We start from the raw sequence: 9,870 nt of genomic DNA, 5'->3' as shown, positions 1-9,870 counted from the left end.
AATAATATCTTCTATCTCATAGTGTAGTACTTCATCCCATAGATCTACTTCATATTCTGTAGATACTGTTTCTCTATATACTAGGAAGTCTAATTTTCTTTTACAATATGGACATTTACCCATGTTTATCGCATTTAGATCTTTTAAATTTCTATTATAAATATATTTATTGAATTTGACTAGATTATGGCTGCCTGCTTACCCTTTATTATGTTTTTAATTGTTTCTGCTATTTTTGGTGCTGTTTCATTTGTTTTTTCATAAAATAAATCGCTTGAATCATATATTTCTCCTGTATCTGGATTTGTTATGAAGAAGTCGATTGGTTTTCCCTTATATCCTTTTCTGAGATAATTGGTGTAGAAGTTGTAGCCTATGTTTGCCAGGTCTTCTCCACTATATTCTCTGGTTATGCAGACTACATCTATATCTTTTATATCTTTAAAGCTTTTTGTTTTAATGCTTCCGAAAACAGTGCAGGTAAAATCTTCTGGGACAATGTTATTTCTCATTGCATCAATGATTTTTCTTTTTAGATATTTTTCAAATCTCTCTATCTCCATACTTTCCCTATATTATGGATTTAGATATGGTTGTAATGATATTGTTTCTAGTTTTAACATTTCTAATAGTTCTCTATAGGTATATTCTTTATTTTTATCGAGGTTTTCAAATCTATATTTTATTAGAATTAGGTTTTTGGGTGGATTTTTTAGAATTTTTCTTGGAAACTTTTTTCCAATTATTATTCCACCAACACATTCTGGACCTATTTCATTGAGATATTTTTCCACTTGCTCTATATCCGTTTTTCCTACGTTTCCAGTCTTTACTTCTATGATGATTTTATAGTTATGTGTGGATGGATGCTTGTTTTTTATAAATATATCTACATATCCCTCTGGTAAAGCCTTCTCTCCTAGAACATCATATTCTATGTCTTCCGGTAATCCAAATATGTTGGCTATGTTTTTAATATATTTATGTCTAATTTTTCTACGGATAAGGGATTGTAGTATTAGTTCGCAGAAATAATATTTTTCTGGAACCATCTGCATTTCTCTTCTAAATACAATTCTAGGTGTAAATGTCTCAGCCGATATGAATAGTTTTTCCTCTACGCCACTAAATAGCTCCCCCATATTAGATACATTGTAAAATGTTACTGTGTCTGCCTGGAAATGTGTCTTCCTATATCCTCCTCGTAGAAGCAGGTTTTCTGCAACATATGCAAATTCAGGTCTAACCATGGGTTCATTTAATACACGTTTTTTCTCCAAATACATTCTAAATGGGAAATAATAGGTTTTACCAGATATTTTAAAGGTTATTGGAGGCCATGGCGGCAGGTTTCCAGCATTCCTATAAGCCCTTTTCTCTACAACTCTATATAAATTATATACTCTTGCACCATAGAGGAATGAAATATAGTCTCCTACATCTATGTCGAGGAAGGCCCAAAACCCATTGATACTATTTGTAAATCCTGCTAGAGAATATTTTATACATAGGTTAAGATTCCATCTATTGGAGACCGATATTAAGAAATATTCAGACATCCATTACTCCCATCATCTACATATATTTTAAACATTTAACCTTTATCTCTCATCAAGATATAATTTGTCTACCAGGATCTATTAGAAGTAGAATAGAAAAGGGAAAGCTTAGAAAGAACATTGGAGAAGTGATTGAGGCTATAAGTCTAAGAGGATTAATAAAATATTTTTATTTTAACATAAGGTTTGTGAAATCTAGATATTTTATCATGATAAATAATAATATTTTATATCCAGGTGAATTTTTCTGAAGGGCTAAGGATAGATTTTATATTACATTTTATTATTTTATATCCAGGTGAATGGATGGAGAAGACTGTTACTGTATCTATTAGGATTCCTTTATCTCAGCTTGAGGAGATCGAGGAAATTGCTTGTAGGAGAAAGATTGGTAGATCTGCTGTTATAAGAGAGTTGATTTTAGAGGGTTTAAAGGCTGTGAAGCTTAAAATGGTATTAGATATGTTGAGAGATGGAAAGATAAGTGTCTGGAAGGCAGCTGAGCTTACTGGTACTACGTATAGAGAAATGCTTAAACTTCTCAGAATCTATAATATTCCATTTCCACTGTCTGGTGAAGAAATTTTGGAGGAGTTGAAGAATATTGAGCGTGGTCAGTAATTCGGGCACTGATTCACTTAACAAAATATTGATTACGTTAGAGGTAGAATAGAGGTTGTTGATAAAGGCAAGGAGAAGGGGTATTCGGATGCCTTTTCCATGAGAAAGTCACTAACGATAAAATAATAATCTTCACATATGTTCGTAAGTGAATAAAATTATATATTTTGTTATCTATATTATTGTGATGATGTATGGATTGGGATATGAGTGTTGATTTTATTGAGATGAGGGATAGGTTTCTAGGTGATTTGAGGAAATTGCGTGGAGGGGGGCTTACGTATAGGAGGCTTAAGGAGATTTGTTATACTGTGATACTTTTGGTTCAGCTTTTGAATGGTTGTAGGATTAGTGAGGCTATTGAGGGTGTTAGGAAGGCGGTTAATCAAAATAAAAATGAGGTGTATGTTAGGGTTAGGAGGCAGAGGGATAATATGCGTTTAATAGTTATTCCTAGTTTTATAGATGAATATTTATTGGGGTTGGTTAGATTGATTATTCCATTTGTTAATAGGGATAGTGTTAGGATGTATTGTAAATATAGGTATGGGATAAATACTCATAGTTTGAGGTATGCATTTATACGTTATTTAGGGGAGAAGGGTTATTCTGTTCAAGCGATAGCAAGTATAACTCAACATAAGAATCTAAACTATATTTTAAAATATGTTCAGCGTAAAGTGGGGGAAGATATCTTAAGGGAGTTATCAGCTACGTCCTAGAAGCCTATTCCAATGAATTAGATTATACTTATCTAGTAAATTTATATACTATTTTGTTACTACATTTTAGTAGACATATGAGGTTTTCAACTAAGGTGAGGAGGGAGTTGAGGGAGGAGGCTGAGAGGTTGGGGATAAATATTTCTAGGGTTTTAAGGAAGGCTTTGGAGGATGAGGTTAGGAGGCGTAGGCTTGAGAGACTTAAATATAGGCTTGAGGAGATAAGTGATATTCTTGATAAGATAGATATTGATAGGATTTTAAAAAATATTAGGGAGGATAGGGAGAACATCGATTAACTTTATTAGAGCTACATGTTGGCTGAAGGATAGATAAAGTTAAATAATTAGTTGATAATATTAGGGTATATGAGTTTAAGACCTAATATTATTCTTATAATAATGGATGTTCAGCGAGCCTCTAATATGCATTGTTATGGATATTTGAAGAATACTACTCCTAATATTGATAGGATAGCGCGTGAAGGTATGGTTTTTACGAGATGTATTTCTCCAGGGTCTTGGACTCTGCCTTCCCATGCATCTATATTTACTGGAAGATATATTTATGGCCATGGTGTCGGTCAGAGTCATACATATTTCCAGCGTGAAAAATATACTTTGACCGAGATTTTAAAGTCTCTAGGCTATAGGACTGTTGGAATGTGTAATAGTGGTCATTGGTGGTGCATGTATGGTATAGGTTATCATAGGGGGTTTGATGTCTATTATAGAGTACCTTTTACTTCACTTGAGGATTGGGTTGAGACGGGTTCCGAGAAACATATGAGGATTGCTGTTAAATGGCTGAAGAATAATAGGGATAAGCCTTTCTTTATGTTTATAAACTGTTTGGAGCCGCATAGACCCTATTTTCCTCCCAGAAAATTTAGGGCAAAGTTTTATAAAGATATTAGTCTTGAGGAGATGGAGTCTCTTTATCCAAATGTATGGGATATTAGGATGGGTAAAGTTCATGTTTCAAGGGATATGTGGGATATACATAGAAAATTATATGATGGAGTTACTGCAGCATTAGATGAAAGACTGGGAATACTCTTCAACTATCTTGAGGAGAGCAATTTAATTGACGATACCATGCTTATTATTACGAGCGACCATGGAGATGAGCAGGGCGAACATTATCCACCATATATTGCGCATTCTCTAAATCTCTATCAACCTGTACTACATGTACCGTTAATAATAAGGTATCCTAAACTATTTCCCGCTGGAAGAAAATATGATGGAATTGTTCAAACACATGATTTATTCCCAACTATACTCGAGATACTAGATGTTAAGGATACCAGTATATGGATTCAGAATCAAGCAGTAAGTATATTGAAAATTCTAGAGCAGGGGGGACGTGGCTTTGCATTGGCAGAACATCAAAGACCACTCCACTCGTTTGATAGGATGTTGTCAAGAGATAGAAACTTTGATTTTAGGAGATATGATAGAAGTTTAAAGGCATTATTTATAGGAGACTATAAATACATATGGGCTTCAAATGGTGAAGACGAGCTTTATAATTTGAAGAAAGATCCATTGGAGAAAAACGATATAGCTGAGGAAAATAAAGATATTGTAGATGATATGAGGAAAAAACTTATGGCTGTTTTACATAAGCTTGAACATAGAAATCTTGGAGACTATGTTACGGGAGATGATGAAAACATAAAGCTATTGGAGAGGCTAGACTATATAAGGACTCCTAGAGGATACTATACTGGAATGCTGGGCATGACCGTATAATATCCTTACTATACGAACATTTTTTATAATAAATTTTCATACATTATATGGGTAGAGAAATATTTAAAATAGTTGTCTTAAATTATCATTGTTATTATAGAGTGAAGATAATGTACATTTGGAGATTTAAGAATTATTTTACTTATTTGATGGATTTTTCTTTATTTTATAATCTTAACTTGCATTGTTTTGCTTAATTCTCAACACTATTTCATCGAGTTTCGACTTTGCACCTATATATTCTAGAAATCTTATTCCTTCCTCTGTAATACTATATTTTGAGAACGTTTTTCCACTACGTTCTGATAGATAGGTATTTGAGACATATCCAGCTCGCTTTAGAATTTTCATATGATAGGCAAGTTTATTTGACGATAATCCAGTATATTTTTTAAGATCCCTATTAAAAAGCGGTCCATAGACGTAGAGTATTCCTAGAATAATTCTTCTCGTCCTATTGGAAATAGCCATAACCTTTACATCGGTTTCTGGATGAAATAATAAGCCGATATTTTTCTCCACAAATTCTCGTTTATCCATCTTATCTCCACTATTTTATAGAGGAGGTATCTTATAAATTTTTTGATTAAGTCAAAAATAGTTGACTAATATGGCCTATGCTTATATACTATAACAAAATTAACATAATTTTTCAAGCACTTCTTTGCAATTCTAATTAACTTCTTTTCATCATCGAAGAGATAGCAATGTCTATAAAGTTTACAAAAGTGTTTTATTAATTCATTAGCAAAGCTTTTCTTTCCGCGATATTTAGATTCTTGGAAGAGTCTGAATTTCGGAGCAAGTTCAGCTCGATGAAGATAATGTGTAAACTCCATGCTTGGTCCAAGACCTATAAGTAAAACATATATAAGATTAAATTTCCTGGCTAGAATTTCTTCCTTAACTATCGTGTTTATTTTCGCGGCAATCTCTTCTGGAAAATAGGTCTTACAACCCATTTTTCTCAGTGTATCTCGAACCTTTAATCGCAGAAAAAATTTTTCACTACCTTTTCCAGGTCCAAAGATTAGGATAAATGTTTCCCTAAGTATTTTATTTAATGTTTTTCTATATTCTTTCTCAACTATTCTTGCAACCTCATTGGTAGAGAGTTTATTATCCATCCCTACCCCACTTACCTCTAATATAACTATTTTAATTTATTTATTCTTATTTTGTTATAAATAAAATGCATATTTACTATTAAGATAGATACATTATTCATAATCCTCCAGAAGAAATATGTAATAATATTATAAGATAATAATAAATTACTTGTGATTGGTGGATTGGAATGATTAGTTTGAAGCAAATTGTTGATAGTTATATGGCTAAGGTTTCTGGTATAGAGGAGTTTTGTTCTAGATGTCTTAGGACTGAGAGATGGGGTGGAAGCGTTGTTTTAATGGTTGTTGATGCATCGTTTACATCGATAGGGTTAAATTATTTTACTGCTGTGGTTCCAGGGGTTGAGAGGTTTAATAAAATGTTTGTGGAGAGTGGGAGGATTAGATGTTTGAGGGATCTTGCTAAAGCCAATATAGATGAGTTGAGAAAAGTTTGGAGGAATAGGAGGTCGTGGCATATTGCTAGGGAGATAGCATCATATCTATCATCTTTAAGTAGTGATGATAGGGAGGCTTTGAGAATATGGGCTAGAAATGCTAGGCTCGAAAATTGGAGAACCGATCCGATTGGGAGAATTAAGGGGGTAGGTTTAATAACATTTCAGTATTTGAGGATGATGGGTGGTATAGATACAGTTATGCCAGATAAAATTGTTAAGAGGGTGATAAATGAAATTCTTATGAAAGCTGGTTTAAAGCCTGTAGAAGATGATTTAAAATTTATTAGGAAGGCAGAGGAAATAGCATTGGCATGTGGATATAGACCTATAGAGTTATGCTGGATGACATGGCTGATACAACGTGAAGGAAAGATGATTAGAATGGAAAAATATTCTAAAATCCTACCAAAAATCTAATTTAACCTAATATTCTACATATTATCTAGAGAGGTGGAAAATTACTTACGAGATAAGCTAATATTTCAATAATTTTATTAAGATATTTCAGTCTAATATTCTAGTAGATGGTTTGAGATGTATAGGGTTCAGCTTACATAGGTAATAGATTGAATCTAAGTGTACCATGTTGTTTTTATACCTATTTCTTTAAAATGTGGATCGTTTGTTATCACTTTTGCTCTCAATTTTTGGGCTAAAGCAGCAATTATTATATCTGCTATTGGAATGTTAGGATTTTAAGGAAATTATCTTTGCTCCACTATTTATCCAAGCTCTAACCTTCATTTCAGCGCTTATACTACCTATTCTCTTTCCAGCTACTTTTATATATTCAACTACGACTATTGATGGAATGTATATCTTTTTATCTATAATTTTTGAAAGAAATTTAGATAAACGTTTTTTATTCTTAATATTTGGAGGAAAAGTATGTGTAATTAGAAATCTCGTGTCAAATATTAGCGCCAATTTTTCCTAGCCTCTTCAACATCTTTCAATATTTTATTGTATTCTTCTAATCCAACGGGTTCTCCAGGTTCTGGAAGTTTAGGTCTCCAGAAAATTATTTTATCTTCTCTCAGCTCCACCGCAAGGTAGTCTCCTTCAAAAATGTTCAGTTTTTCTCTAAATACTTTTGGTATAGTTACTTGACCTTTTCTAGTAACCTTTATAAGTATCATATCTGTCAGTACTACTATAATAGTACTACTATAAATATATTTATCTAAAAATTATTCTGTGTAAGAGGTTTTTGTAGAGCATATACTTATAATAATTATATTGGGCATTAATATTGGCTACTGTTTTATGCTTAGCATGTCTTTTAATAGATAAATTTTCTAAAGATATGGTTAAAGAATTTTAGTTTTAGGTTGTTTAAATATGATATAGTGGTTAATTTGGATTGGAGTGTTTGGACCTCCTATTTTTATGATTTGCCATTGTCTAGGGCTCTTATGGAGTTCCATAGTTTGGGCTTTAATTTTCTTGAGCTTTCTGCTGAGCATATGTCTGAGCTTGTTTATAATGTTTTTGGGGAAGAATTTAGTGATTTAAAGTCTATAGAGCGGCTTAATAATATTAGAAGTAAAATTACTGATATAGGGATGGAGAATATTAGGGATCTAATGAATAATTTAGATATAGAGTTTATTGATGTTCATGGTCCCTTCGATGTTAGCGATTTGTTTCCAAAGTCTTTTGTTAACTGGATTGATAGAGCTGTTAGGAAGCTTGTAAAATGGTTTAATATATGTGGTGAGCTAAATATACCTGTTATTGTTTTACATCCTATTGAGAATGTTGGATTAGAGGTTAATGTAGAGTATTTTAGAAGATTATCTAAGATTGCTGCAGAATATGGTGTTAAGATTGCTGTTGAAAACTATGGCTATTTACATAATTTTTATTCTAGGATTAGTAATATTGTTGAGACTATTATAAAAGTGGGTTCTGATAGTCTAGGTATATGCTTGGATACTGGTCATGCAAATATTGAGGTATATACTGGTAGGGTTGATGAATCTATATATGAGTCTAATGGATACTTGTTGGCTACACATGTAAGTGATAATGATGGTTTAAGTGATCAACATCTATTTCCCGGAAAGGGTATTATTGATTGGAAAAAAGTTTTTAAGGCATTTAAAGAGATTAAATTCAGTAAGCCTCTAAACCTGGAAGTTCCGGGAGAAACAAGATATAGTTTAGAGGAAAGAAAGGAGTATCTGAATCACTTCATCAGTAAATTCAATTTTATCTAAGCTACTATTAATAAAATTTAATATGATTATCTATAACCCATTATTTTCTCTAATATTGTTATATTTTCATTATCATAATTTTAAAAATAAAATATATTTTAGAGGGTTAGTGATGGAGGTGGTGGCTGACTAAATATAGTATAAACCATGGTAAGAAAAGAAATACTAGAAGGATAATACATATTTCTCTGGTACTCATATTCTCCCCAAATTTAATGATAAATATACATATTTTTATTTACTGTACAAGGTTCTGTAAACTTATTGTTGATATAATATTTTGCGGATAAACGAAGTGTCGTAGACAATTTGGGCAAAGCGTAGCGAAGCCTTTTATCCGTTGTTAAGTAACTCGAAGGGCAAGGTGCGAAGCACCGCAGAGTGTCCAAGCCCGCTCATTTTAAACTTTCATCACCATCTTTATTTTCTCTCTTGCTATGTATTTGCTTAATAATTCCAGCTATTAAATTTATTCTTGGAACTCTCTTCATATAATCCTTGTATGCCTTGCCAAACTTTTCTATGTTTCTCTTTTCTTCTTCTATTATGGCAAGACACAGTAATATAATTAAGATTGCGCCAACAATCAAGCTGATCCAGTGTTGTGAAATAATAATCAGCGCAAAAATTATCAATATATGCCCCAAGAATTCAGGATGGCGAACAAAAGCATACATGCCGCTTTCAACAAGAGTTTCCCTACTAATATCCTCTTCTACACGCCTTTCCTTTCGTGATTTGCTTGACCACAACAGAAAAATAATTCCAAGTGTTAAGACTATCCATCCTGCATATAGTAATTTTGCTAAATTAGCAGAATTGTAAAGAAAAACGGTAGATATTATTAATACTCCATATAAAGCAAGATATACTATGTGACCAATTAAGTGACCAATACTTTTCTTATGCATAATTTTCATTTCTCCTGATTTTTAATTTTGCGGGCTTGGTATTTCACTTAACACAAAATTTCCGCAATCTTCATAAATTGGATTAGCATCCGAATATTTAAACCTTCCTTTCCCATACTAAGAGTTATGTATTCCACCAACAATAAGCTTACAGAACTCTGTACAAATATTATTTATAATATATTAATAAATGTTAGAAAGGCTGAGAAGATGATGTTATAAATGAGCATTTATTGTCTTATTAAAGTGTTAGATAAGTTTAAAATATAGAGAAATACGTTTATTTATCAGAGATGATCGTTAAATTCTGTCATCTAAAATAAATACTTATATATAAATAGGGAAATACTTTATTGATGTATTATGTATATTAAAAAATTTTGGCTATTGTTAACATTTTTCTCCATACTTTTCTCTACAGTACCACCCTTTAATTACATAAATAATTTTTCTGGAAGATCTATATATCAGGCTACAGTACTTTTAACGGGACTCGAGTATCCAAAAG

Annotated in this window: 12 protein-coding genes; 6 read left to right on the top strand and 6 right to left on the bottom strand. The window is 32.2% G+C overall.

Features of this window, described 5'->3' with window-relative positions; genetic code table 11:
• Nucleotides 1–179 precede the first annotated feature (179 nt).
• Together LWW95_10720 and LWW95_10715 are read right to left on the bottom strand one after the other, a co-directional pair.
• Nucleotides 180–563 carry a hypothetical protein gene (locus LWW95_10720; protein ID MDL1957496.1) on the bottom strand — a complete coding sequence of 128 codons (384 nt, stop codon included), beginning with the start codon at nt 561–563 and terminating at the stop codon, nt 180–182.
• 12 nt (nt 564–575) lie between these two features.
• Complete coding sequence (locus LWW95_10715) at nt 576–1,559, bottom strand: hypothetical protein (protein ID MDL1957495.1); 984 nt, start codon at nt 1,557–1,559, stop codon at nt 576–578.
• A gap of 306 nt (nt 1,560–1,865) precedes the next feature.
• On the opposite strand from LWW95_10715, the gene LWW95_10710 reads away from it, so the two are divergent.
• The 4 genes from LWW95_10710 (at nt 1,866) to LWW95_10695 (ending at nt 4,659) form a co-directional block, all read left to right on the top strand.
• Nucleotides 1,866–2,180 (top strand): UPF0175 family protein, encoded by a 315-nt coding sequence (locus tag LWW95_10710; protein MDL1957494.1) that lies wholly within the window; start codon nt 1,866–1,868, stop codon nt 2,178–2,180.
• 194 nt (nt 2,181–2,374) lie between these two features.
• The gene (locus LWW95_10705; GenBank protein ID MDL1957493.1) at nt 2,375–2,902 is read left to right on the top strand and encodes an integrase; all 528 of its coding nucleotides are present in this window, start codon (nt 2,375–2,377) and stop codon (nt 2,900–2,902) included.
• A gap of 77 nt (nt 2,903–2,979) precedes the next feature.
• Nucleotides 2,980–3,201 (top strand): type II toxin-antitoxin system CcdA family antitoxin, encoded by a 222-nt coding sequence (locus LWW95_10700; GenBank protein MDL1957492.1) that lies wholly within the window; start codon nt 2,980–2,982, stop codon nt 3,199–3,201.
• 126 nt (nt 3,202–3,327) lie between these two features.
• The gene (locus LWW95_10695; GenBank protein ID MDL1957491.1) at nt 3,328–4,659 is read left to right on the top strand and encodes a sulfatase; all 1,332 of its coding nucleotides are present in this window, start codon (nt 3,328–3,330) and stop codon (nt 4,657–4,659) included.
• 174 nt (nt 4,660–4,833) lie between these two features.
• Here the strand turns inward: LWW95_10695 and LWW95_10690 are convergent, their stop codons facing one another.
• Both LWW95_10690 and LWW95_10685 read right to left on the bottom strand, forming a co-directional pair.
• Nucleotides 4,834–5,199, bottom strand: a complete 366-nt coding sequence (locus tag LWW95_10690) for a winged helix-turn-helix domain-containing protein (protein ID MDL1957490.1) — start codon at nt 5,197–5,199, stop codon at nt 4,834–4,836.
• A 65-nt stretch (nt 5,200–5,264) separates the two neighbouring features.
• A complete protein-coding gene (locus tag LWW95_10685; protein MDL1957489.1) occupies nt 5,265–5,786 on the bottom strand; it encodes a hypothetical protein in 522 nt (173 codons plus the stop codon).
• 170 nt (nt 5,787–5,956) lie between these two features.
• Here LWW95_10685 and LWW95_10680 point away from each other — a divergent pair, with 170 nt between their 5' ends.
• The gene (locus LWW95_10680; protein MDL1957488.1) at nt 5,957–6,646 is read left to right on the top strand and encodes a hypothetical protein; all 690 of its coding nucleotides are present in this window, start codon (nt 5,957–5,959) and stop codon (nt 6,644–6,646) included.
• A 500-nt stretch (nt 6,647–7,146) separates the two neighbouring features.
• Here LWW95_10680 and LWW95_10675 read toward each other — a convergent pair whose 3' ends face one another.
• Complete coding sequence (locus LWW95_10675; GenBank protein ID MDL1957487.1) at nt 7,147–7,368, bottom strand: AbrB/MazE/SpoVT family DNA-binding domain-containing protein; 222 nt, start codon at nt 7,366–7,368, stop codon at nt 7,147–7,149.
• A gap of 219 nt (nt 7,369–7,587) precedes the next feature.
• Between LWW95_10675 and LWW95_10670 the strand changes: the two genes are divergently transcribed.
• On the top strand, nt 7,588–8,451 hold the full coding sequence (locus LWW95_10670; GenBank protein MDL1957486.1) for a sugar phosphate isomerase/epimerase: 864 nt from the start codon (nt 7,588–7,590) through the stop codon (nt 8,449–8,451).
• Nucleotides 8,452–8,846: 395 nt separating this feature from the next.
• On the opposite strand, the gene LWW95_10665 is transcribed toward LWW95_10670, so the two are convergent.
• Nucleotides 8,847–9,362 carry an isoprenylcysteine carboxylmethyltransferase family protein gene (locus tag LWW95_10665; protein MDL1957485.1) on the bottom strand — a complete coding sequence of 172 codons (516 nt, stop codon included), beginning with the start codon at nt 9,360–9,362 and terminating at the stop codon, nt 8,847–8,849.
• Between the last annotated feature and the right edge of the window lie 508 nt (nt 9,363–9,870).

The sequence above is a fragment of the Candidatus Desulfofervidus auxilii genome, from assembly GCA_030262725.1.
GTDB lineage: Bacteria > Desulfobacterota > Desulfofervidia > Desulfofervidales > Desulfofervidaceae > JAJSZS01.
The sequence above is the reverse complement of the archived record's forward strand: the minus strand, read 5'-3'. Positions and strand labels throughout refer to the sequence as shown.